Annotated in this window: 19 protein-coding genes, 4 tRNA genes and 1 pseudogene; 19 read left to right on the plus strand and 5 right to left on the minus strand. The window is 65.6% G+C overall.

The features are described from left to right. Positions 1–30 precede the first annotated feature (30 nt). The 15 genes from pal to D578_RS0110685 all read left to right on the plus strand — a co-directional run bounded on the left by pal (position 31) and on the right by D578_RS0110685 (position 13785). A complete protein-coding gene (pal, locus tag D578_RS0110615) occupies positions 31–585 on the plus strand; it encodes a peptidoglycan-associated lipoprotein Pal (protein WP_018949931.1) in 555 nt (184 codons plus the stop codon). 15 nt (positions 586–600) lie between these two features. Beyond that, positions 601–1443: a tol-pal system protein YbgF gene (gene ybgF, locus D578_RS0110620; RefSeq protein ID WP_018949932.1), complete on the plus strand. Its 843-nt coding sequence runs from the start codon at positions 601–603 to the stop codon at positions 1441–1443. After that, entirely contained in the window at positions 1440–2135 is a 696-nt protein-coding gene (gene queE, locus D578_RS0110625; protein ID WP_018949933.1) for a 7-carboxy-7-deazaguanine synthase QueE, read from the plus strand. Before ybgF ends, queE begins: the two co-directional genes overlap by 4 nt. 1 nt (position 2136) lies before the next feature. Next, positions 2137–2823: a 7-cyano-7-deazaguanine synthase QueC gene (queC, locus tag D578_RS0110630; protein WP_018949934.1), complete on the plus strand. Its 687-nt coding sequence runs from the start codon at positions 2137–2139 to the stop codon at positions 2821–2823. Positions 2824–2974: 151 nt separating this feature from the next. Continuing rightward, positions 2975–4243 carry a YeeE/YedE family protein gene (locus D578_RS0110635; protein WP_018949935.1) on the plus strand — a complete coding sequence of 423 codons (1269 nt, stop codon included), beginning with the start codon at positions 2975–2977 and terminating at the stop codon, positions 4241–4243. Positions 4244–4385: 142 nt separating this feature from the next. Then, positions 4386–4461: transfer RNA gene (locus tag D578_RS0110640), tRNA-Lys, on the plus strand. Positions 4462–4583: 122 nt separating this feature from the next. Continuing rightward, a tRNA-Leu gene (locus D578_RS0110645) sits at positions 4584–4670 on the plus strand. 82 nt (positions 4671–4752) lie between these two features. Further along, positions 4753–6060 (plus strand): trigger factor, encoded by a 1308-nt coding sequence (gene tig / locus D578_RS0110650; RefSeq protein WP_018949936.1) that lies wholly within the window; start codon positions 4753–4755, stop codon positions 6058–6060. Then, positions 6057–6698, plus strand: a complete 642-nt coding sequence (gene clpP / locus D578_RS0110655) for an ATP-dependent Clp endopeptidase proteolytic subunit ClpP (protein ID WP_018949937.1) — start codon at positions 6057–6059, stop codon at positions 6696–6698. The genes tig and clpP overlap by 4 nt, the downstream gene beginning before the upstream one ends. A 140-nt stretch (positions 6699–6838) precedes the next feature. Then, positions 6839–8116 carry an ATP-dependent Clp protease ATP-binding subunit ClpX gene (gene clpX / locus D578_RS0110660; RefSeq protein ID WP_018949938.1) on the plus strand — a complete coding sequence of 426 codons (1278 nt, stop codon included), beginning with the start codon at positions 6839–6841 and terminating at the stop codon, positions 8114–8116. Positions 8117–8198: 82 nt separating this feature from the next. After that, entirely contained in the window at positions 8199–10664 is a 2466-nt protein-coding gene (gene lon, locus D578_RS0110665; RefSeq protein WP_018949939.1) for an endopeptidase La, read from the plus strand. A 260-nt stretch (positions 10665–10924) separates the two neighbouring features. Then, entirely contained in the window at positions 10925–11197 is a 273-nt protein-coding gene (locus tag D578_RS0110670) for an HU family DNA-binding protein (protein ID WP_018949940.1), read from the plus strand. 11 nt (positions 11198–11208) lie between these two features. Further along, positions 11209–11284: transfer RNA gene (locus D578_RS0110675), tRNA-Val, on the plus strand. Positions 11285–11320: 36 nt separating this feature from the next. Next, positions 11321–11397 (plus strand) — tRNA-Asp (locus tag D578_RS0110680). 498 nt (positions 11398–11895) lie between these two features. After that, positions 11896–13785, plus strand: coding sequence for a SurA N-terminal domain-containing protein (locus tag D578_RS0110685; RefSeq protein ID WP_018949941.1), 1890 nt, complete (start codon positions 11896–11898; stop codon positions 13783–13785). Between the two features lie 116 nt (positions 13786–13901). On the opposite strand, the gene D578_RS0110690 is transcribed toward D578_RS0110685, so the two are convergent. Then, complete coding sequence (locus D578_RS0110690; RefSeq protein WP_018938774.1) at positions 13902–14702, minus strand: enoyl-ACP reductase; 801 nt, start codon at positions 14700–14702, stop codon at positions 13902–13904. 218 nt (positions 14703–14920) lie between these two features. Between D578_RS0110690 and D578_RS0110695 the strand changes: the two genes are divergently transcribed. Genes D578_RS0110695 through D578_RS0110710 form a run of 4 tightly spaced genes read left to right on the plus strand, consistent with a single transcriptional unit; the run spans position 14921 to position 21085 of the window. Further along, complete coding sequence (locus tag D578_RS0110695; RefSeq protein WP_018949942.1) at positions 14921–16780, plus strand: peptide-binding protein; 1860 nt, start codon at positions 14921–14923, stop codon at positions 16778–16780. A 47-nt stretch (positions 16781–16827) separates the two neighbouring features. Further along, positions 16828–18207 carry an ABC transporter permease gene (locus D578_RS0110700; protein ID WP_018949943.1) on the plus strand — a complete coding sequence of 460 codons (1380 nt, stop codon included), beginning with the start codon at positions 16828–16830 and terminating at the stop codon, positions 18205–18207. Next, entirely contained in the window at positions 18200–19468 is a 1269-nt protein-coding gene (locus tag D578_RS0110705; RefSeq protein ID WP_018949944.1) for an ABC transporter permease, read from the plus strand. Before D578_RS0110700 ends, D578_RS0110705 begins: the two co-directional genes overlap by 8 nt. Beyond that, positions 19469–21085, plus strand: coding sequence for an ABC transporter ATP-binding protein (locus D578_RS0110710; RefSeq protein WP_018949945.1), 1617 nt, complete (start codon positions 19469–19471; stop codon positions 21083–21085). A 255-nt stretch (positions 21086–21340) separates the two neighbouring features. On the opposite strand, the gene mutM is transcribed toward D578_RS0110710, so the two are convergent. From mutM to D578_RS14930, 4 genes and pseudogenes are all read right to left on the minus strand, one after another. Next, the gene (gene mutM / locus D578_RS0110715; protein WP_018949946.1) at positions 21341–22156 is read right to left on the minus strand and encodes a bifunctional DNA-formamidopyrimidine glycosylase/DNA-(apurinic or apyrimidinic site) lyase; all 816 of its coding nucleotides are present in this window, start codon (positions 22154–22156) and stop codon (positions 21341–21343) included. Then, complete coding sequence (locus tag D578_RS0110720; protein ID WP_018949947.1) at positions 22149–23099, minus strand: hypothetical protein; 951 nt, start codon at positions 23097–23099, stop codon at positions 22149–22151. The genes mutM and D578_RS0110720 overlap by 8 nt, the downstream gene beginning before the upstream one ends. Beyond that, complete coding sequence (locus tag D578_RS0110725) at positions 23100–24314, minus strand: EAL and HDOD domain-containing protein (protein WP_018949948.1); 1215 nt, start codon at positions 24312–24314, stop codon at positions 23100–23102. It abuts the gene before it with no gap. Positions 24315–24331: 17 nt separating this feature from the next. Next, positions 24332–24543 (minus strand): annotated as a pseudogene (locus tag D578_RS14930) (IS630 family transposase); the annotation flags it as partial.

Consider the following 24543-nt stretch of genomic DNA (forward strand, 5'->3'; position numbering starts at 1 on the left):
TACTGTCCATTCTTCAAGGAAACGAACGCCATGAATAAAGTGTTTCGCCTGGCCCTAGCGGCCGTCGTCATTGCGGCCCTGTCGGCCTGTGCCACACCAACACGCGATGCCGAGGACGCCGAACGTGCCGCCGAGCGCGAAGCGGCCGCCGAACAGGCACGTGCCGAACGCGAGGCCGCCGAGGCCCGCGGCCTGGGTCGGGACCGCGAATTCGACGCGGCGGCCCTGGACGATCCGGACAGCCCGCTGGCCGACCGTCTGGTGTACTTCGACTTTGACCGCGACGAGGTCAAGTCCGAACACATGCCGATGCTCGAGGCGCACGCCGCCTACCTCTCTCAGAATTCGGGCGCGCGCCTGCGCCTGGAAGGACATACCGACGAGCGCGGCACGCGCGAGTACAACCTGGCCCTGGGCGAACGCCGTGCGCAGTCGGTGCGCCGGGTGCTGAATCTGAACGGCGCCTCGGATGACCAGCTCGAGGTCATCAGTTATGGTGAAGAGATGCCAGTGGCCTTCCAGCAGAACGAGGAGGCCTGGGCCAAGAATCGCCGGGTCGAGCTGGTCTACGAATCCCGGCGCTAAGCGACGGGAAGCCAGATGCAATCAAAGCTCGACAAGTCTTGCGGAAATGCCCCCTCGGGGGCATTTCTGTTTCGGTGCCCGGGACGTCCGGGCCTTCTTCTTGGTGCCATTCTGGCCGTAACCTTCGCCCTGGCCCCGCTGGCCCTGGTGCCGGGAACGGCCGGGGCCCAGGACGGTACGGTGTTCGCCACCCAGTCGCAGATCCGCCAGCTCGAACGCCGTCTGGAGCGCGTCGAGCGGGTACTGGATTCCAGTGCGATGAACGAGTTGTTGCAGGTTTCCGAGTCGTTGAGTCGTGACCTGCGCGAGCTGCGCGGCGAGGTGGAGACCCTGCGCCACGAGGTGAACCGTCTCAGCACCCGCCAGCGCGATCAGTTCCGTCACCTGGACGAGCGGGTGGGCGCGTTCGAGAGCGGGGTGGTGGCCACGGATGATGCGCCGCGGGAGGAAGTGGTTGAACTGGACCTGCCGGAGGCGGACGAGCAAGCCGCCTATCAGGCGGCATTCGACGACCTGATGGCTGGGGACTACAGCTCTGCGATGCGCAAGCTTGAGCGGTTCATCGAGGACTATCCCGACGGCAATTTCACCGCCAATGCGTGGTACTGGCTGGCCGAGGCGAAGTACGCCAGTGGCGAGTTCGAAGCGGCGCTGGAGGACTTCGAACGTCTGCGCGAGGGCTTCCCTGAAAGCGACAAGAGTGGCGATGCCCTGCTGAAGATCGGCTACGCCCACTACGAATTGCAGAACTTCGAGGCGGCGCGCGAGGCCCTGGAGGCGGTACGGGCCGACTACGGCGGGACTACCCTGGATCGCCTGGCCCGTGAGCGCCTGCGACGGATTGAAGACAGCCAATGACCACGGACACGCTGCGTGATGCCCGGGGGGCCGGGGTGATCGATCCGGCCTCGGTGCGGCTGAGGATCAGCGAGATGTTCGTCTCCCTGCAAGGGGAGGCGGCGCAGGTAGGCTGGCCCACCGCCTTCGTGCGCCTGACCGGTTGCCCGCTGCGCTGTCGCTGGTGTGACAGCGAATACGCCTTCGAGGGTGGCGAGGCCCTGATGCTCGCGACGATCCTCGACTGGGTCGGACGCGCCGGGGTTCGACATGTCTGCGTGACGGGCGGCGAGCCGCTCGCGCAGCCGGGCTGCCTGCCGCTCCTGGAGGGCCTGTGCGATGCCGGGTTCACCGTTTCGCTGGAGACCAGCGGGGCGATGGAGGTCGCGGGTGTCGATCCGCGGGTGGCCATTGTGATGGACTGGAAGGCGCCGGCGTCGCAGGAGTCCGCCCGCAACCACCCCGACAACATCCCTCGGCTGAAGGCCGGTGACCAGTTGAAGTTCGTGCTGGCCGGGCGCGAGGATTTTGACTGGGCGCGGGCCGAGCTGGAGCGTCTGGGGCTGGCCCCGGAGGTCGAGGTCCTGTTCTCGCCGGTGTACGGCGAACTGGAACCGAGGGCCCTGGCCGACTGGATCGTCGCGGAACGCCTCCCGGTTCGCTTTCAGGTGCAACTGCACAAGCTCCTCTGGGGCGATCAACCGGGCCGTTGAGATGAGTGAGCGCGCGGAGAAGGCCGTGGTGCTGCTCTCGGGCGGGCTCGACTCGGCGACTTGCCTGGCCATGGCCCGCGCCGAGGGTCTGGACTGTCACGCCCTGTCGATCGACTACGGTCAACGCCATCACACGGAGCTGGACGCCGCGCGGCGCGTAGCCGCCGCCCAGGGCGTGACAGATCACCGCGTAGTGGCGGTGGACCTGAGCGCGATTGGTGGATCCGCACTGACGGACACCGCGATCGATGTGCCCACGACGCCCACCGAGGGCATCCCTGTCACCTATGTGCCGGCGCGGAACACGGTGTTCCTCGCGCTGGCGCTGGGCCTTGCCGAGACCCTGGATGCGCGCCTGCTGTATGTGGGGGCCAACGCGGTGGACTACTCCGGCTACCCGGATTGTCGTCCGGCCTTCATCGAGGCCTTCCGCGACCTCGCCCGGGTGGCGACTCGCAGCGGGGTGGAGGGCACGCCCTGGGAGGTGCGGGCGCCGCTGATGCATTGGTCCAAGGCCGAGATCATCCAGGCCGGGGTCCGCCTCGGGGTTGACTACAGCCAGACGGTCAGCTGCTACCAGGCCGACGCCGACGGCCGCGCATGCGGGCGCTGCGACAGCTGCCGCATCCGCCGCGAGGGCTTCGCGGCCGCCGGCGTCCCCGACCCGACCCGCTATGTCCCCGACTGATCCTCGGCGGCCGCAGGGGCGCGGGCTGCCCGTGCTCGAGGGAACCCTCGGCTGGAATGAAAATGGACTCGATCTCGTCTAGCGTCCGATGTATGCTGCGCACCCCGTGGGTGCAGGCCAGCCCTGAAATCTTTCATCGAGAGGATACGTGATGGAATTCACCAGTTTTTCGACTGCCGCAATGGCGTTCCTGGGTGGGGCGTTCATCCTCGCCTTCATCATGGGAGCCGTGGCGAACAAGACCAACTTTTGCACCATGGGCGCCGTGTCCGACTGGGTGAACATGGGCGATACCGGGCGCATGCGTTCCTGGTTGCTGGCGATTGCCGTGGCCATGCTGGGCGTGGCGATCCTCGAGTTCTTCGGCGTGCTGAGCGCTGACGGCTCCTTCCCCAACTACCGCATGACCGAATTCCAGTGGGTCGAGCATGCCCTGGGCGGGTTCCTGTTCGGGATCGGCATGACCTACGCCTCGGGCTGCGGTAACAAGACCCTGGTGCGCGTCGGCGGCGGCAATATCAAGTCGCTGATGGTGCTGATCGTGATCGCGATTATCGCGTACTTCATGGTGCGCCCCTTCCCGGGCACCTCCAACACCCTGTACTCCCTGCTGTTCATGGACTGGACCACCGCGCTGGCGATCTCCACTCCGGCGGGGCAGGATCTGGGTACGCTGGTCGCCGGTGAAGAGAACGGCCTGACGGCGCGCCTGGTGCTGGGTCTGGTGATTGGCGTGTTGCTGCTGGCCCTGATCTTCAAGGCCGCGGACTTCCGTCGCAGCTTTGACAATATCCTGGGCGGTCTGGTGATCGGTCTGGTGGTGCTGGGCGCCTGGTGGCTGACCAGCAACATCCAGGTCGACGACGGCATGGACACCTACACCCCGCAAGCCTATGTCTCGGACTGGGACTTCGTGGCGGATGCCGACGCCGGTGAGCGTCCGGCCGAGAGTGCCCCTTGGGCCAACCAGTCGTTCACCTTCATCAACCCGATGGGGCAGAGCCTGCGCTACGTGTCGAGCGGTTTCGACAACACGGTCCTGTACTTCGGCGTGATGGCGCTGGCCGGTGTGATCCTGGGTTCCTTCTTCTGGGCCCTGGTTACGCGTGCATTCCGCTTCGAGTGGTTCGCCTCGGTGCGCGACTTCGTCAACCACTTCATCGGCGGGATCCTGATGGGGTTCGGCGGGGTCCTGGCGATGGGCTGCACCATCGGCCAGGGGATTACCGGCATCTCCACGCTGGCCCTGGGCGGCTTCCTGACGTTCATCATGATCGTCTTCGGCGCCGCGCTGACCATGAAGATCCAGTACTACAAGATGGTCTACGAAGAGGAGGCCAGCTTCGGCAAGGCGCTGATCACCTCGCTGGTGGACATGAAGCTGCTGCCGGGTGGCATGCGCAAGCTGGAAGCCATCTGATGGCGTAGCGGTGGGGGGCGCGCCTTGCGTTTTCCCCACCGGCCCGTAAACTACGCGCCGCAGGGGGCCCGGTGATGCCGGGCCTTCCGCTTTGCAACCAGGCCGGGTCGATCCTTGGGATCGCGCCGCGCCAAACCGAAAAGGGTCGTTAGCTCAGTTGGTAGAGCAGTTGGCTTTTAACCAATTGGTCGTAGGTTCGAATCCTACACGACCCACCATTTTCTCCGGTCCCCGTGCCGGCACAAGGGCCCGTTTATGCGGGCTCTTTGTGTTTGTGGGTGGGGAACACGCTAGAATGCGCGGCTAACGCGCGAATGCAACAAGAGTTTTCTGCAAGATTGCGAAAGTGGCGGAACTGGTAGACGCGCTGGGTTTAGGTCCCAGTGGGGTAAAACCCGTGAGAGTTCGAGTCTCTCCTTTCGCACCACGGTCTGTATTCCGACCAGCCATGAAGGTTACCACTGCGATCGGCAGGGATGACCGATTACCGAACTATGACGAGGCCCTCCATGCAAGTTTCTGTTGAAGCCACCGGCAACCTGGAACGCAAGATGACCATCCAGGTCCCCTCCGAGCGGATCGATACCGAGGTCGACAATCGCCTGAAGTCCCTCGCCAAGCGGGTCAAGCTGGACGGCTTCCGCCCGGGCAAGGTCCCGCTGAAGGTCGTGCGCCAGCGCTACGGCACCGGGGTGTATCAAGAGGTGCTGAGCGAGGTCCTGCAGGAAAGCTACCGCGAGGCGGTGCAGCAAGAAGGCCTGGAGCCGGCCGGCAACCCCAGCATCGAGCCGACCAATCTGGACGGCGCCGAAGGGATCGAGTTCACCGCGAGCTTCCAGGTGTTCCCGGAAGTGGCCGTGGCCGACTTCACCGGCGTCGAGATCGAGCGCCCGGTGGCCGAGGTTGGGGACGAGGACATCGACCGCGTGATCGATTCCCTGCGCGAGCAGAACAAGGAGTGGGCCGAGGTCAAGCGCAAGGCCAAGAAGGGCGACCGCGTGACCCTGGACTTCGTCGGTTCGCTGAACGGCGAGGAGTTCGAGGGTGGCAAGGCCGATGACTTCCAGATCGAGATTGGCGCCGGGCGCCTGATCGAGGACTTCGAGAAGCAGCTCAAGGGCGTGAAGGCCGGCGAGGAGCCGACCATCGATGTCACCTTCCCCGACGACTACCCGGCGGAGAACCTGAAGGGCCAGACCGCGCAGTTCGCGTTGACCATCAAGCAGGTCGAAGGCCCCAAGCTGCCGGAGGTCGATGAGGAGTTTGCGAAGAAATTCGGCATCGAGGACGGCTCGGTGGAGAAACTTCGCGCCGATGTGCGGTCCAACATGGACCGGGAACTGCGTCAGGCCCTGAAGGGTCGGATCAAGCAACAGGTGCTGGAGGCCGTGGTCGACAAACACGACTTCGATCTTCCGGAGGCGCTGGTGAAGTCAGAGGTCAACCGCCTGCGCGAAGAGGCCGAGAAGCGTTTCGGCGGCGCGCAGCAGACCCAGCCGCTGCCGGACAGCCTGTTCGAGGAAGAAGCCAAGCGCCGTGTGCGCCTGGGTCTGGCGCTGCGCGCCATCATCGAACAGAAGGGGTTCGAGGTGGACGCCGAGCGGGTCGAGCGCGATCTCGAGGAGATGGCCGCGACCTACGAGGATCCGGAAGAGGTGAAGCAGCACTACCGCTCCAATCCCCAGGCGAAGAGCAACCTGGAGTCACTGGTGCTGGAAGATCAGGTGGTGGACTGGGTGGTCGAGCAGGGCAAGGTCACCGAGAAAGAAACCAGCTTCCAGGACGTGATGAATCCGAACAAGGAGTCGACTGAATGAGCCACGACATGGCCGACCAGGGCGCACAGCACGCCCAGGGGCTGAACCTCGTACCGATGGTGGTCGAGCAGACCGCCCGCGGCGAGCGCGCCTACGACATCTACTCCCGCCTGCTGAAGGATCGGGTGATCTTCTGCGTGGGTCCGGTCGAGGACTACATGGCCAACGTGATCGTGGCCCAGCTGCTGTTCCTCGAGTCGGAAAACCCGGACAAGGAAATCAGCCTGTACATCAACTCCCCGGGCGGCGCGGTCACCGCCGGCATGGCGATCTACGACACCATGCAGTTCATCAAGCCCGATGTCAGCACCCTGTGTGTCGGCCAGGCGGCGAGCATGGGCGCGTTGCTGCTGGCCGGCGGTGCCCCCGGCAAGCGGCATGCCTTGCCGCATTCGCGGGTGATGATTCATCAGCCGCTGGGCGGATTTTCGGGCCAGGCCTCGGATATCGACATCCACGCCCGCGAGATCCTGAAGATCCGCGATGAACTGAACCGCGTGTTGGCCCACCATACCGGCCAGTCGATCGACAAGATCGCGGAGGACACCGATCGTGACCGTTTCCTGACCGCGGCCGACGCGAAGGAATACGGCCTGATCGATCACGTGCTGACCCATCGCGACTCCGCGAGCGACTGAGTCCGCGTCGTTCGCAACCCCGCCCCGAGCACGGTTCGGGGCGGGGCTTTCAATACCGGACTTCCGCTTGGCTCGTTTGCAACTGCCAGGCAAACGGGGCATGTTTTGAAGGACACTGAAATCGCAACCGAGGCAAACGGATGAGCGACGAAACTACCCCCTCCGCCGACGGCAAGCTCCTGTACTGTTCTTTCTGCGGAAAGAGCCAGCACGAGGTGCGCAAGCTGATCGCCGGGCCATCCGTATTCATCTGCGACGAGTGCGTCGAGCTGTGCAACGACATCATCCGCGAGGAGATGCAGGAAGCCGGCCATACCGAGCGTGATTCCCTGCCGACCCCGCACGAGATCCGCGCGATCCTCGACGACTACGTGATCGGCCAGAACTCCGCGAAGAAGATCCTCTCGGTCGCGGTGTACAACCATTACAAGCGCCTGCAGGCCCGGGCCGGAAAGGACGATGTCGAGCTGTCCAAGTCGAACATCATGCTGATCGGCCCCACCGGTTCGGGCAAGACGCTGCTGGCCGAAACCCTGGCGCGGGTGCTGAATGTCCCGTTCACCATCGCCGACGCCACCACGCTGACCGAGGCCGGCTACGTGGGCGAGGATGTCGAGAACATCATCCAGAAGCTGTTGCAGAAGTGCGACTACGACGTCGAGAAGGCCGAGAACGGCATTGTCTACATCGACGAGATCGACAAGGTCTCGCGCAAGTCGGACAACCCGTCCATCACCCGTGACGTCTCGGGCGAGGGCGTGCAGCAGGCCCTGCTGAAGCTGATCGAGGGCACCACCGCTTCGGTGCCGCCGCAGGGCGGGCGCAAGCACCCGCAGCAGGAATTCCTGCAGGTGGACACGAGCAACATCCTGTTCATCTGTGGCGGTGCCTTCTCCGGGCTGGAGAAGGTGATCCAGCAGCGCGCCGAGAAGGGCGGGATCGGCTTTGGCGCCGAGCTGCGCACTACCGAGGCGGCGAAGTCCGGTGGCCAGTGGTTGAAGCAGCTGGAGGCCGATGACCTGGTGCGCTATGGCCTGATTCCCGAGTTCGTCGGCCGTCTGCCGGTGCAGGCGACGCTGGACGAACTGGACGAGGACGCGCTGATCACGATCCTGACCCAGCCGAAGAACGCCCTGATCAAGCAGTATGCCCGTCTGTTCGAGATGGAGGGCGTGGAGCTCGAGTTCCGCGACGATGCCCTGTCCGCGATCGCCCACAAGGCGATGGCCCGCAAGACCGGTGCGCGCGGTCTGCGCACCATCATGGAGAACATCCTGCTCGACACCATGTACGAGCTGCCTTCCATGGAGGGGGTGAGCAAGGTGGTGATCGACGAGGCGGTGATCCGTGGCGATGCCGAACCCTACCTGATCTACGAGAACGCCTCGTTCTCCAAGCAGGCGGCCGCGGATTCCTGAGCGGAAGTGTTGCGGCGCCCTTGAAACGGGCGCCGCCGCCCCCACTTCCTCCTGTACATTCGTCCAGCCCTTAGGGGGCAACATGACCGATACCCACTCCTCCCAGAACGAGGTGGACTCCCCCGTCAAGCGCGTCGCGGTGCTGCCGCTGCGCGATGTCGTGGTCTATCCCCACATGGTGATCCCGCTGTTCGTGGGTCGCGAGAAGTCGATCCGGGCGCTGGATTCGGCCATGGCCGAGAACAAGCAGGTCCTGCTGGTCGCGCAGAAGAGCGCCGAGGTCGACGAGCCGGAGGCCGGCGATCTGCACCAGATCGGCACCCTGGGCAATATCCTGCAGCTGCTGCGCCTGCCCGACGGCACCATCAAGGTCCTGGTGGAGGGTGCCCAGCGCGCCCACGTGATGGATATCTCCACCACCGGCAATGCCGAGAAGGAAGAGGACTACTTCGTCTCCGATATCCGGCTGATCGACGAGGAGTACGACACCGAGGACAAGGAGCTGGAGATCCTCGGCCGCTCCGCGCTGAACCAGTTCGAGCAGTACATCAAGCTGAACAAGAAGGTCCCGCCGGAGATCCTGACCTCGCTGGCCGGGATCGACGACACCTCGCGCCTGGCCGATACCATTGCCGCGCACATGTCGCTGAAGCTGGAGGAGAAGCAGGAGGTCCTCGAGATCGCCAACGTGCGCGCGCGCCTCGAGCACCTGGTCGCCAAGATCGAGGGCGAGATGGATGTGCTGCAGATCGAGAAGAAGATCCGCGGCCGCGTGAAGCAGCAGATGGAGAAGTCCCAGCGCGAGTACTACCTGAATGAGCAGATGAAGGCCATTCAGAAGGAGCTGGGCGACCTCGAGGACGCGCCGAACGAGCAGGAAGACCTGGCCGACAAGATCGAGAAGGCCGGGATGCCGGAAGAGGCCAAGAAGAAGGCCACCGCCGAGCTGAACAAGCTGAAGATGATGTCCCCGATGTCGGCCGAAGCTACGGTCGTGCGCAGCTACATCGATTGGCTGGTCAACGTCCCGTGGAAGAAAAAGACCCGGGTCAGCAAGGACCTGACGCGCGCCGAGAAGATCCTCAACGAGGACCACTACGGCCTGGAAGAGGTCAAGGAACGCATCCTCGAGTACCTCGCGGTGCAGTCCCGTGTGCGCAAGCTGAAGGGCCCGATCCTGTGCCTGGTCGGCCCGCCCGGGGTTGGCAAGACCTCGCTGGGGCAGTCCATCGCCCGCGCGACCAATCGCAAGTTCATGCGCATGGCGCTGGGCGGCGTCCGCGACGAGGCCGAGATCCGCGGCCATCGCCGGACCTACATTGGCTCGCTGCCGGGCAAGATTATCCAGAACCTGGCCAAGGTGGGTGTGCGCAACCCGCTGTTCCTGCTGGACGAAATCGACAAGATGGCGATGGACTTCCGCGGTGATCCGGCCTCGGCAATGCTCGAGGTGCTGGATCCGGAACAGAACCACACGTTTAGCGACCATTACCTGGAGGTCGATTTCGACCTGTCCGACGTGATGTTCGTGGCCACGGCCAACAGCATGCACATTCCCGGTCCGTTGCTGGATCGTATGGAAGTCATCCGCCTGTCCGGCTACACCGAAGACGAGAAGGTCCACATCGCGCACAACTACCTGCTGACCAAGCAGATCAAGGCCAACGGCCTGAAGCCGGCCGAGATCCAGATCTCCGATTCGGCGGTGCGCGACATGGTGCGTTACTACACCCGCGAAGCGGGCGTGCGCTCGCTGGAGCGCGAGATCGCCAAGGTCTGCCGCAAGGTGGCCAAGCAGCGTCTGCTGGCCAGCGAGAAGGAGCGGGCGCGCACCACCGCGGTCACGCCCAAGACGCTGGACAAGTATCTGGGCGTGCGTCGCCATCGCTTTGGCCTGGCCGAGGAGAACGATCAGGTCGGGCAGGTGACCGGCCTCGCCTGGACCGAGGTCGGCGGCGAGCTGCTGACCATCGAGGCCAGCGTGGTCCCGGGCAAGGGCAAGACCCAGCAGACCGGCAAGCTGGGCGACGTGATGCAGGAGTCCATCCACGCCGCCCTGACCGTGGTTCGATCGCGCGCCGAGGCCCTGGGCCTGGAAGAGAACTTCCACGAGAAGAAGGACCTGCACATCCATGTGCCGGAGGGCGCGACGCCGAAGGATGGCCCGTCCGCGGGCATCGGCATGTGCACCGCGATCGTCTCGGCACTGACCGGTATCCCGGTGCGTGCGGATGTCGCGATGACCGGCGAAATCACGTTGCGTGGTCAGGTTCTGCCGATTGGGGGGCTGAAGGAGAAGTTGCTGGCCGCTCACCGCGGAGGGATTCGCACCGTGCTGATCCCCGAGGAAAACGAGAAGGATTTGGTCGACATCCCGAAGAACATCAAGCAGAAGCTCGATATTCGTCCGGTACGCTGGATCGACGAGGTCCTCGAGCTCGCGCTGACCCATATGCCGGAAGGCAAGGCCGGGGAAACGCCGGAGAAGGTCGAGGAGGTCGTCAAGCCCGCCAAGGAATCCGGTCGTCGGCGAGTCCAGCATCACTAAGCAACTGTAATCGGGACGAAACCGCGGGCGCCGATGAATCCGGCGCCCGCGGTTTTTTGAGTGCCAGCTCACTGGCGCCGGAAGCCTTGGCCGGGCGCGCGTTTGACACTTTTTCGGGGGGCTTGCTATAACCCCATGCGCATCATCTGATTTCGTGCCGAGGGTAGTCGCGGGGCCATGGAGAAAAGGTCCCCGGCTGGTGTAAGCTAGGCCCCGTCCGGCAGAAAGCCTGAGTCACCACTGAGATAAGGAAGCGCTTCATGAATAAATCCGAATTGATCGACGCGATCGCGGCGGAAGCCGATGTCCCCAAGGCCCAGGCCGGCAACATCGTGGATGCCATGGTGAGTGTGGTCGGCGATACCCTCGCCAAGGGTGACCAGGTCTCCCTCGTGGGCTTTGGGACCTTCCTCGTGCGCGAACGTGAAGCCCGCACCGGCCGTAACCCGCGTACCGGTGAGAGCATTCAGATCGCCGCGTCGAAAACGCCTTCGTTCAAGGCTGGTAAAGCGCTAAAGGATCGAGTAAACTAGCGCGCTTTATCGGGTGCTTAGCTCAGTTGGTAGAGCGTCGCCTTTACACGGCGAATGTCGGCGGTTCGAACCCGTCAGCACCCACCAAGTGCAACCCTGACCCTGGTTGCGCTGCACGAATACGGAGCGGTAGTTCAGCTGGTTAGAATACCGGCCTGTCACGCCGGGGGTCGCGGGTTCGAGTCCCGTCCGCTCCGCCATATTTGAGAAAGGCGCCCTTGTGGCGCCTTTTTCTTTTTGCGCCACTACAGACGCGTGGGGAAAAGGCAAGGTCGGTTGCCCCGCAGGGGACACGGAGCGCGCGGGAAGGAAAGGGAATTTGGGGCGAGCGGCAGGACTCTCCGCAACCAGGGTGGTGGCATGCCCACGCGAACCGAAGCGGGGCCCGTCCTCCCTAAGAGTCGGATGATTATGGGCCGTACCGAGCCCGGGCCGGGCGGGTCCGCGCTTACGTGCGGTTAGGCTCAACGCAGCTTCATCCCTTTCAAACCCACGTTCTCCGTCCTTCCCGTGAACCGCCATCGACTCTCTCCGTGCCCTCCGTGTCCTCCGTGGGGCAACGGCTCTTGCCCCGGCCCTTCTTGGTGCGCTTCGTGGTGGGCGCCCAACCCCAGGCGCAGACGCGCGCGGGCGTGCCTGCTACCATCGGCCGCTGATTCCCGTTTTCCTCCTAATCTCCGGAGTGAGCAGAGACCATCATGTTGCAAGCGATTCGTGACCGGGCGAGCGGCTGGCTCGCCTATGTGATCATTGGCCTGATCACCATCCCCTTTGCCCTGTGGGGCCTGGGCGAGTATTTCGGCGGGGCGGGCCCGCTGGTCGCCGCCGAGGTGAACGGCACGGATATCGCGGTGCGAGACGTGCACCAGGAGGCCCGCGCCCAGCGCGACGAGATGGCGCGCATGTTTGGCGGCGAGATCCCCGATGACGTGCTGGACGAGCAGGGCATCCGGCTGCAGGCGATGGAGACCCTGATCCGTCAGGAATTGCTGCGCCAGGCGGCCGATTCCGCCGGCTTCAAGGCCGCGGGCGACAGCGTGCTGCGCGAGATCCGCGGCATGCCGGTGTTTCAGGAGGAGGGCCGCTTCAGCCGCGAACGCTACAGCCAGTTGTTGAATGCCCAGCGCATCAGCCCGGCGGACTTCGAGGAGGACATCGCCCGCAGTATTGTGATGTCGCAGATTCAGCGCGGCATCCAGGCTACGGGCGTGGTGCCAGAGGCGCTGGTGGAAGATTACAGCCGCCTGCGGAACCAGACCCGGGTTGCGAGCTGGAAGGTCTTCGCCGCGGACGACTTTGATCGTCCCGGTGTGGTGGATGACGACGCGATCCGCGACTACTACGACGCCAATCCGGAAGACTTCACGACCACCGAGCGGGTGCGTGTGAGCTATCTGCGCCTGGACCCGGAAGGCCTGGAGGCCGGGGTCGATGTCACCGAGGGTCAGGTGCGCGAGCATTACCGGGTCAATCGCAGTCGCTACGAAGAGCCGGAACTGCGCGAGGTGCGCCAGATCCGCATCCAGGACACCGACGAAGATGGCGAGGCACGGATCCGTGAAGTGCGCAGTCGCCTGGATGATGGCGAGGATTTCGGCGACCTGGCCGAGGAGTACTCCGAAGACAGCCTGACGGCCGACCGTGGTGGCAGCCTGGGCGAGGTCGCCCGGGGCGATCTGGATTCCACCCTGGAGACGGTCATTTTCACCCTGCCGAAGGACCTCATCAGTCAGCCGGTACGAACGGATCGTGGCTGGTTCATCCTTGAGGTGACCTCGATCCATGAATCCCGGGCGCAGCCGTTCGAAGAGGTGCGCGAGGAGGTCGAGCAGGATCTGCGTGACCGGACGGCCGAACAGATGCAGATCGACGCCCTGGACGACTTGATGGCACTGGCGATCGAGTTTCCGGACAGTCTGGAGCCGGCCGCCGACGCAACGGGCCTGGAGGTCCAGACCAGCGACTGGTTCTCGCGCGGCTCGGGCGATGGCATCGCCCGCCACCGTTCCATTCGCGATGCGGCGTTTGACCCGCGGGTACTGGAAGACGGCAACAACAGCGAGGCGATTGACCTGCAGGACCGTTCCACCGTGATCCTGCGTGTCGATGAGCACGAGCCGGCCGAGGTGCGCCCGCTGGCCGAGGTGGAGGACGAGATCCGCGAGCGCCTGCAGCGTCAGGCAGCCGCGGATGCCGCGCGTGAGGCGGGTGAGGCCCTGATCGAGCGGCTGCGCGAAGCCGACGACTGGACCGCCGAGGCCGTGGAGAACGGAGAATGGAGTCGCTCGGTCGAGGTCACCCGTGAACGGGCGACCGAGCTGCCAACCGGGTTGCAGGACCATCTGTTCCGCCTGCCGGCGCCAGGCGAGGGCACGGTGGAGATTGCCGGCGCCCGGATCGGGGATGGTGACTTCGCGGTGACGGTGCTGGAAGCGGTGCGCATGGGTGAGGATGCAATCGATGCTGCGGCGCGCCAGCAGGCACGCGACCAGATCGGCAATGCCTACGGGAGTGCCGAGTTCCGGTCCTATCTCGCCTGGCTGGAAGAGCAAGCGGAGATCAAGCGCTTCCCCGACGCGCTCGACTAGTCCACGCGGAACCAGGATGCGATTTTCGTATCCCGCCCACGAAAAAGCCCGGCCCGCTTGCGCGGCGCCGGGCTTTTTTCTGGTACCCGGGATCGCCCGGGTACTGCAGGGTCGCCTTATTTTTCGAGGCCGATCTCGGCTGCGCCCAGGCCGACCGTGTTGTAGCCGGAGTCGACGTACATCACTTCGCCGGTGATCCCGGAGGCCAGGTCCGAGCAGAGGAAGGCGCCGGCGTTGCCGACCTGATCCGTGGTGACGTTACGGCGCAGCGGCGCGTTGGCCTGGACGTGATCGAGGATGCGCTTGAAGTCGCCGATGCCGGAGGCCGCCAGGGTGCGGATCGGGCCGGCGGAGATCGCGTTCACCCGGGTGCTTTCCGGCCCCAGGGTGTAGGCCAGGTAACGCACGTTGGCCTCCAGGCTCGCCTTGGCCAGGCCCATCACGTTGTAGTTGGGCATCGAGCGCTCGGCGCCCAGATAGCTGAGGGTGAGGATGGAGGCGTCGCGGTCCTTCATCATGCCGCGCCCGGCCTTGGCCAGCGCGGCCAGGCTGTACGAGCTGACATCGTGCGCGATGCGGAAGCCGTCGCGGGTCATGTTGTCGAGGAAGTCCCCCTCCAGCTGCTCCTTGGGCGCGAAAGCGACCGAGTGCACCAGGATGTCGACCCCGTCCCAGTAATTGTCCAGGTGCTCGAAGACCTGTTCAATCTCGCGATCATCCTCGACGTTACAGGGTACGAGGATGTCGGAATCGAAATCCGCGACCAGCTTCTCGACGCGATCGCGCAGGCGTTCGTTCTGGTAGGTGAAGGCGAGTTCGGCGCCTTCGCGATGCATGGCCGCGGCGATGCCGTAGGCGATGGAACGGTTGCTGGCAACGCCGACGATCAGTGCGCGCTTGCCCTTGAGAAAACCCATTTTGAAACTCCTTGGCTCAGATCCGTGCCGACGCGCCCGGACGGGCCGTCTCTACGGCGCCCGTCCACGTACGGAACCGGGGAAGGACGCCAGTGTCTTCAGGATCATACCGATGTGCCGCAAGTGCGGCCAGCACCCGGTGAGCCGGAGCAGGCGGCTTGTTATAGTGCGAAGATCGGCGGTCCCCGTGACCGTCCCCGCAATCGCCCGGAGGCCCTGTGAGTCGTCATTTCGGTTGGATCGCCACCCTGATCGTGCTGGGCATTCTGCTGTTGCTGGTGATGGTCCAGATCGACCGCCAGTGGCAGCGCATGGCCTCCATGCAAAACACCATGACCGAGCAGGCCCGTGACCTCCGAGCGTTGCGGCGCAGTGTGCAGGGGGTGGAGTCGGATCTGGCCTCCGGGCGCTTTACCGGGATGGATGGCGAGCGCGCCGCGCGGGCGGACGATGTCCCCTCGGCGTTCCGGCGGGCGGCGCGGGCGGCCGAGCAGGACGACTACGCCGAGGGTGACTGGCTGGTGCAGGCCTTTGGCACGGGCCTGGCGACGATCACGCCGTATGTCTCCTCCGATGCCTATGCCTCCGAGGTGCAGAACTATGTGCTGGAGTCGCTGGTGGTGCGCGACCCGGAGACGCTGGAGTGGCAGGGGTTGCTGGCCGAGTCCTGGGAGTTCGACGATACCGGGACCGAGCTGACCTTCCGCCTGCGCCCGGGTCTGCAGTTCTCCGACGGCGAGCCGCTGACGGCCGAGGATATCCGCTTCACCTTTGACTTTCTGATGACCGACGCCATCGCGGTCCCCAGGGCGAGGGCCTTCCTGGAGAAGATCGAGGCGGTCGAGGCCGTCGACGAGCGCACGGTGCGGTTCGTGTTCGAGGAGCCGTACTTCGACGCCATGCGGGTGGCGGGCGGCCTTGATGTCCTGCCGGAACACTTCTATGGGCGCTACCTGGACGATCCGGAGACCTTCAACGAATCGCGCGGCATCCTGCTGGGTTCCGGACCCTACCGCATGGAGGACCCGACCGGCTGGACCCCGGATGCCGGTCGTGTCGAACTGGAGCGCAACCCGCGCTACTGGGGACCGGTGGAGCCGTCGCTGGATCGGCTGGTGTGGAGGGTGATCCAGAATGACAGTGCGCGCCTGACCACCTTCCGCAATCGCGATATCGACGTCTACGGAGCGCGTCCACGCGAATATGCCCGGCTGCGCGACGATGAGGCCCTGCGCGAGCGCGCGGATACCCAGGAGTACATGAGTCCCACGGCCGGCTATTCGTACATTGCCTGGAACCAGCAGCGCGATGGCGAGCCGACGCGCTTCGCCGACCCGCGAGTGCGCAAGGCGATGAGCTACCTGACCGACGTTGACCGGCTGATCGAGGAGGTCATGCTGGGCTATGCCGAGCGCGCGATCTCCCCGTTTTCGCCGCGCAGCGATCAGCACAATCCGGATCTCGATCCGATCCCCTATGATGTCGAGCGTGCCCTGGAACTGCTGGCCGAGGCCGGTTTCCGCGAACGCAATCGCGATGGCGTGCTGGTCAACGAGGACGGCGAGCCGTTCTCCTTCGAGTTGTCGTACTTCCAGGACAACGAGGACACCCGCCGCATCGCGCTGTTCCTGCGTGACCTCTTTGCGCGGGCCGGGATCGAGATGCGACCGTCGCCGACGGAATGGTCGGTGATGCTGGAACAACTAACCCGCCAGGATTTTGATGCCATCACCCTGGGCTGGACCAGCGGTGTGGAGGTGGATATTTACCAGATGTTCCACTCCACTCAGGTTGTTTCCGGTGGCGACAACTTCATCCATTACCAGAACCCCGAACTGGATGCGGTGATCGAGGCGGCGCGTGGCGAGGTAGACGAACCAGCGCGCATGGAGTTGTGGCGCGAGGCCGAGCGCATCCTGCACGAGGACCAGCCGTACACCTTCCTTATGCGGCGCCAGACCCTGGCCTTCATCGACCGGCGCATCCAGAACCTGGAGCAGACCGAGCTGGGGCTCAACCTGGGGGCGGTACCGGTGGAGATCTACGTCCCGTTCGAATTGCAGCGGTACGGGCAGTAGCCGGCAATGCACATGGCAGCTGAAGCGGCAGCAGGCCGGCGCGCGCGATGCTGACTTACATCCTGCGCCGGATGATCCTGATGGTGCCGACCCTGTTCGGCATTACCGTGGTCGTGTTTGCGGTGATGGCGGCCGCGCCCGGCGGGATCAGCGCCCTGACGCTGGTCGAAGGCCAGGGCCTGGAGCCACAGGCACAGAAGGCGATGGAGGACTACTACAACCAGCTCTACGGGCTGGATCAGCCGGCACCGGTGCAGTTCGGGCGCTGGTTGAACAACATCTCGCCGGTCGGTTTTGCCCAGGACGAGGATGGCTCGCTGACCGGCTGGCCACACTTCAAGGCCCCCAACCTGGGCACCAGTTTCCGTTATGGCCGGCCGGTGATCGATCTGGTGGCCGAACGATTGCCGATCACGTTGCTGCTGAACGTGCTGTCCATCCCGCTGATCTACATCGTCGCGGTCGCCGTGGGGGTGCGCGCGGCCACCCAGCATGGTCAGGCCTTCGATTCGCAGTCCGGCGTGGTGCTGCTCGCGCTGTGGTCGGTACCGACCATGCTGGCCGGCGTGCTGCTGATCGGCTTCTTCGCCTCCGACCAGTTCTGGCAGTGGTTCCCCACCGGGGGGCTCAGCCAGCGTGCGGCGCTGGACATGACCTTCCTGCCCACGGTGGAGGTGGTGTGGGCCTTGCCGTTGTTGCTGATCCTGCCGTTTCTGGGGGCCGCGCTGGGGATCTACCTTGCCCGCTACCTGCCCGCCCGTATCCGCGGCGGGGTGGGGGCGGCGCTCGGGGCGGTCTGTGGCTGGCTGATGTTCCGCGATCTGGCACCGGCCGGGATTGTTAGCACCGCGGTGGCCGTCCTCCTCGGGGGCGGTTTGGGCTGGATGATGGCGCACAGCGACTGGGGCGTCCTGCGCGGGTTCTATCTGGGGACCCTTGGGCTTGGCGTCGGGCTGGCGTTGGCGCTGGGCCTGGCGCCGGGCCACATGGTGCCGGGCTTCCTGCTGGACCGGGCCTGGCACCTGGTGTTGCCGGTGCTGTGCCTGTCCTACGGCGGGCTGGCGTTCCTCGCCAAGCTGTCGCGTTCGGCGGTGCTGGAGAACCTGACCTCGGATTACGCGCGCACGGCGCGCGCCAAGGGTGTCGCGGAGCACGATGTGCTGTGGCGCCACGTGTTCCGCAATTCGCTGCTGCCACTGATCACCGTGTCGGCCACGCTGCTGCCCTCGCTGCTGGCCGGCTCGGTGATCGTGGAGGCGATCTTTTCCATCGATGGTATGGGCAAGCTGGCGGTGGAGGCCGTGCAGACGCGCGACCGTGAGCTGGTGCTGTCGATCACCTTGATCTCTGGCGTGCTGACCCTGGTGGGCTATCTGTTGGCCGATCTCGCCTACGCCATCGTCGATCCGCGGGTGAGCTATGACTGAGACCGCGCGCAACGCGCAGCAGGCGGATCGCCGCAGCCGTTCCTGGGCCCGGCGCGTGGTGGGCGAGATCCTGCTGCGCTGGGGTGCCCGCCTCGGGATTGGCTGGATTGCGCTGTTGACCCTGGTCGCGATCCTCGCGCCAGTGCTCGCGAATTCCCACCCGCTACTGGTACAGACCGCCGACGGCGCGTGGGCGATGCCGTTTCTGCGCTACCTGACGGCTGCGGACGTGACCCTGTTTGGTTTGCTGGTGCTGGCACTGATCTTCTGGCGTCTGCCCGGGCGGCCGTGGCGGCGCTTCGGTCTCTGGGCGGTGTTGGGCGCGATGCTGGGCGCAGTGGCCTGGCAGACGGTGTCGCCGCCGTCGCTGGTGATCCACGAACAGTATCGCGAGGCCGAGGTGATGGGCGAGTACCAGACGGTGATTCGCGCGCCCATCCCGTACTCGCCGCGCGACTACCTGCGCGACTACGCCGATACCGGCCTGGAGGCCCCGCGGGAGTCTCCGGATCGGGTGCATTGGTTCGGCACCGACGATACCGGCGCCGACGTGCTCTCGCGCATGATCCACGCCGCGCGCATCGCGCTGTCCATCGGCTTCATCGCGACCGGGATCGCCCTGGGAATCGGTGTGATTCTGGGCGGTTTGATGGGCTACTTCTCGGGGATCGTGGACATGATCGGCATGCGCCTGGTCGAAATATTCGAGGCCATCCCGACACTGTTCCTGTTGCTGACCTTCGTCGCCTTCTTCGGCCGTTCGCTGTACCTGATGATGCTGATCATCGGCCTGACCTCGTGGTCCGGTTACGCCCGCTACGTGCGCGCCGAGTTCCTGCGCCTGCGCCAGCAGGACTTCGTGCAGGGGGCCATCGCATCGGGGCTGTCGCTGCCGTCGATCCTGTTCCGGCACATGCTGCCGAACGGGATCGCGCCGATCCTGGTCGCGGCCAGTTTCGGCGTCGCCTCCGCGATCCTGGCCGAGGCGACGCTCTCGTTCCTCGGCCTTGGGCTGGTGGATGACCCCTCCTGGGGCCAGATGCTGAACCAGGCGGTGCAGAGCTCCACCTTCAACTGGTGGATGGCGGCCTTCCCCGGCGGCGCAATTTTCCTGACCGTGTTCGCCTACAACCTGATCGGCGAGGCCCTGCGCGACGCGGTGGATCCACATGCGCGTTCGGCCGCGCGCACCGCGAATCGCGATGACGGCGCGCGTCCGGCGGCCGGTGCCACCAGCGCCACCAGCGGCGGGGTGCGCTGAATGCTGGAGGTGCGCAACCTGCAGATCCGCCACCGCGACGGCGAGGCGGCGCTGGTGGAGGACGTGAGCTTCGCCATCCGCGAGGGCGAGCTGTTTGCCCTGGTCGGGGAGTCGGGCTCCGGCAAGTCGATCACGGCGCTGGCCATCATGCGCCTGCTGGATGCCGGGTTCGAACGCCCCTCGGGTGAGGTCTGGCTGGCCGGGCGCGAAGGCCGCCAGGAGTTGCTGGGGCTTCCAGGCGCGGTGATGCAGCATGTGCGCGGCGACCGCATCGGCATGATCTTCCAGGAGCCGATGACCTCCCTGAACCCGGTACTGAAGGTGGGCGATCAGATCGAGGAAGTGCTGCGCCTGCACCGCCCGCAGATGAGTCCGGAGCAGCGCGCCGCGCGTACCCTCGAGGTCCTGAGCGAGGTGCAGTTGCCGAACCCCGAACAGCGCCGCGACGAGTACCCGCACAAGCTCTCCGGCGGCCAGCGCCAGCGGGTGATGATCGCCATGGCCCTGGTCGCCGAGCCGGATCTACTGATCGCGGATGAGCCGACGACGGCGCTGGACGTGACCATTCAGGCCGAGATCCTGAAGCTGATCGACCACCTGCGCGAGAAGAACGGCATGGCGGTGCTGCTGATCACCCACGATTTTGGCGTGGTGGCCTCGGTGGCCGACCGCGTGGCGGTGATGCGCCAGGGGCGCTTGGTGGAGCAGGGTGAATGCCTGCCTCTGTTGCGCGATCCGCAGGACGCCTACACCCGCAAGCTGATCCAGGCGCTGCCGGAGAACCTTCCACCGCTGCCGCCGGTGCCGGGGGCGGGGCGCGAAGCGCTGTTGCAGGTGTCCGGGCTGCAGGTGCACTTCCCGGTGCTGAAGGGCCTGATGCGTCGCCAGGTGGATGTGGTGCGGGCGGTGGATGATGTCAGTTTCGAGCTGGAGAACGGCGAGGTGCTGGCGGTGGTGGGGGAGTCCGGCTGTGGCAAGACCACGCTGGGTCGCGCGATCCTGCGCCTGATCGAGCCGACCGGTGGCGAGATCCGCTACCGGGGCGAATCGTTGACCCACATGGCGCGCAAGCCCCTGCGCCGGCTGCGGCGGCACCTGCAGGTGGTGTTCCAGGACCCGGCCTCGTCGCTGAACCCGCGTCTGAACGTGCTGACGCTGCTGACCGAGCCGATGGCGGTGCATGGCATCGGGGCGAATCAGGAAGAGCGCATTGCCCTGGCCGGGAAGGTTCTGGACCAGGTGGCGTTGCCGGAAGACACCCTGTGGCGCTATCCGCACGAATTTTCGGGGGGGCAGCGCCAGCGCATCGCTATCGCCCGGGCCCTGGTGCTGGACCCGGACGTGATTATCTGCGACGAGGTGACCAGTGCGCTGGATGTGTCGGTGCAGGCCGAGGTGCTGCAGATCCTCGCTCGGCTGCGCGCGGAGCGACGTCTCGCGATGATCTTCATCACCCACGACATGGGCGTGGTCGAGTACTTCTCCGACCGCATGCTGGTCATGCATGACGGGCGCATGGAGGAGATCGGCGCCACCGCCGAGGTGCTGGCCAATCCACGGGCCGAGTACACCCGCCATCTGCTGGATGCCGTGCCGCGCGTCTCGCGTTATCTGTAAGCCCGCCCGGCCGCCCGTCGGTGGCCATGCCTTTTGCACAGAGCACATGGAGAAATTCGATAGTGGGGACCTCGGGCTGGTGGCATCCCGAGTCTGGGCATGTTGTTTGGGCTTGCTCCCGCCGAAAGGTGATGCTGACCTGGAACCGTTTCGGGTCGCTTACCGCATCGAATCGTTTCTTGGTTTTCTCTGCGTGCTCCGTGCCTTTTGTGGTGCACAAAGGCCTTTCGGCGTCTGCTGACCCGCGTGGGATATCTACTTCTGGCAGGCGGGGCAGTAGCTGCTGGCGCGCTGGCCGATGCGGCGAGTGCGCAATATCCCGGCGCAGACCGGACAAGGCTCGCCGGCGCGGCCGTAGACGCGCAGCGACTGGCGAAAGTAGCCGTGGGTGCCGTCCTCGCGCAGGAAGTCGCGCAGGGTGGTTCCGCCCTGTTCGATGGCCGCCGCCAGCACGGCCTTGATGTGGCTCGCCAGGCGCTCGTATTCGGCGCGCGTGACGCGTCCGGCCGCGCGCCCGGGCCGGACGCCGGCGAGGAACAGGGCCTCGGTGGCGTAGATGTTGCCCACTCCCACCACGATCGCCTGGTCCATGATGAAGGCCTTGACCGGGCCCCGGCGGCCGCGGCTGCGGCGGAACAGGTAGTCGCCATCAAATTCGGGGTCCAGGGGTTCCGGGCCGAGGTCGGCCAGCAAGGCGTGGGGTACGGCGCCCTCGGGGAGCGGCAGACAACAGCCGAAGCGGCGCGGGTCGTGCAGGCGAATCTGGTAGCCGTTGTCCAGGTGCAGGGTCAGGTGATCGTGCCGGCGCAGCGGTGTCTCCGGCGTGCAGTGGCGCAGGCTCCCGGACATCCCGAGATGCAGCAGGAGGCCGGTACGATCGGTCTCCAGCAAAAGGTATTTGGCGCGGCGGGTCAGGCTGCGGACCCGGGCGCCCGCCAGTTGCTGCGTCAGCTCCGGCGGCACCGGCCAGCGCAGGCGCGGCTCGCGGACCTCGAAGGTCGTGATGCGTCGCCCGGCCAGCAGGGGGGCCAGCCCGCGCCGGGTGGTCTCGACCTCGGGTAGTTCAGGCATGGACGCCCTCGATTTCCAGCAGCAGCTCGCGCCGGCAGACGTCGCCGCGGACCCACTGGACGATCGGGCCCGGATGGGCGTCGTGGTAGTGCTCGGCGAGGACCGCGGCGACCTTGGCCCGATCCTCCGGGTGTCGCAGGTAGATGCGCAGCCACGACGGGCGTGGCAGTTCGCGGCCGGCAGTGTCATGCAGGGACCGCAAATTGGCCAGAGTCTCGCGCGCCTGGGCGACGACGTCGTCGGGGTGACGGCTCTCGTGGCCGACGATGCTGGCGGTGCCGGAGAGCAGGATCAGCGGGCCGCCTGCGGTTTCCAGGCGGGTGGCGCGGGCGAAGGTCGGGCTCTTCGGGCTGTAGCGCGCCGGGTAATGATAGGCGCTGACCTGACGCGGATTCTCCAAGGGTTCGGCCGGGGTGCGAGTGGCAATCAGGTAGATGACCAGCTGGCGCTGGTCGCTACCGATGGCCGTGGCGGCTGGCATGCTGGCCAGCGGGATCTCCAGGGCCTCAAGCGCGGTGGCGCGGCCCATGCAGAAGGCTTGGTAGCGTTCCAGCCCGTCCTCCTCGGCATGGATGGCGCCGAAGTAGTTCCACACGCGTGCCAGGTGCTCGAAGCCGCGTGCGTGGCAGGCGGCCAGCAGTGCGCGGTAGGCGTGTTCGGTCTGCTCCCGGAGGCCGTGGTCCGGTCCGGTCCAGGTCGCGAAGAGGACGTCCTCGTGTTCCAGCAGGCGGACAGGTCCCTCGTGGATCGGCGTCGGCGTGCCGCTGGCGGTCCAGTACTCGACATAGTTATCCGGCGCCAGGGGGTGCAGGCCCGGGCGGATTTCCAGGTGGTCGGGGCCGCTATCAATCCCTGCGGGTTCGCGCAGCCGGATGTGCATTCCTGTATCGGGTCCGGCGGCGGCTTCCGGCATGAGCTGGCTGCGCAGGGTAAGGGTCGTCATCTATTTCTCCGCCAGCGAGGCGAGCAGGTCCTCGGTCCAGCGTACGGCCTCCAGGTAAAGGCGGCTGGAGACCGGCGCCGGGACCGGGGCATTCGTGCTGTCCGGCGGGGGTGTCGGACCCTCGAAGGCGGCGATGGTCGCCAGCAGCGGTGCCAGCGGTCCTGTGCCCTCCAGAAGGGCCTGTTCCATCTCGTTGGACAGGCGGAGTTCGCCCAGGATGTGTCGCAGCGGTACTCCCAGCGCGCGATCCATCCCGGAGAGCATGCCGAGGGTGAAATAGCGTTCGCACTCCTCCGCGTGCAGGCCCAGGGCGCGGGCCATCAGCATGCCCATGCGGGCACGGATCATGACCTGCTCGAGCCCGTGGGTCGGGTCGCCGGAGCCGTGCAGCACCATCAGCATCGCCAGGCGTTTGATACGCCCCTGGCCCAGACGCAGGATCGCGTTGTAAAGCGAATCGGTCGGGCGAGAGCCGCGATAGGCCGGGCTGTTGGCGATGCGCAGCAGCTGGATCGCGAGCCCGGGTTCGGCGGCGATCAATTCCTCCAGTTCTGCCGGCGTCGGATCCGGCGCCTGCAGCGCCCGCAGGAGGCGCAGCAGGGCGAGCTCCAGGCTCTCCAGGCGCTGGCCCTCGATCACGTGGGGGAAGGACAGGTGAAAGCCCTGGAACAGGCTGAAGCCAAGGGCCTGGCAGCGAGCATAGTCCTCGGCGGTTTCAACCTTCTCGGCCAGCAATTCCACGCCGAAGGCGCGCAGGGTGGTGACTTCCTGCTCCAGGCGCTGGCCGCCCAGGGCGAGCACGTCCAGCTTGACCAGATCGGCCAGTTCGACCAGCTCGGAGTGGCTCTCCTGGAATTGGTAGTCATCTAGCGCGATGCGAAAGCCCCGGGCCTTCAATCGGCGTACCGCGGCGATCACCTCGGCGTCGATCTGGATATCTTCGAGGATCTCCAGCACCACCTGCTCCCGCGGCAGGCTGGTGATGACCTCATGTTCGAGAAAGCCGCGGGTGAGGTTGACGAAGGCCAGGTGTCCGCCGACCAGGTGTTCGAGACCGATGTCGATGAAGGCGCTGTGCAGGAGGTCGGAGGTGGCCAGGTCGCCGTCGGTGACCGAAGCGGCGTCCAGGTGCCCGGCGCGAAAGAGGAGCTCGAAGCCGACCAGATTCTCCTGATCGTCAAAGATGGGTTGCCGGCCGACAAAAATTGGTTGCATGCTTGCGCTAGTGTCCATTAACAAAAGTTCGCATTATTATTGAGGCGATCGCTTACACGGGCGATGGACGCGATGATCTGGTCGGCTGTTTTGCGCCAGATGAACGGTCGGGGTTCATCGTTGTACGTCTCCAGGTATTCGCGGATGGAATCCTCGAGTTCCCGCGTGCTGCGATGCGAACCGCGTTTGATCCAGCGTTCCGAGATGAGCGCGAAGAAGCGTTCGACCA

The organism is Thioalkalivibrio sp. ALMg11 (genome assembly GCF_000377905.1).
GTDB lineage: Bacteria > Pseudomonadota > Gammaproteobacteria > Ectothiorhodospirales > Ectothiorhodospiraceae > Thioalkalivibrio.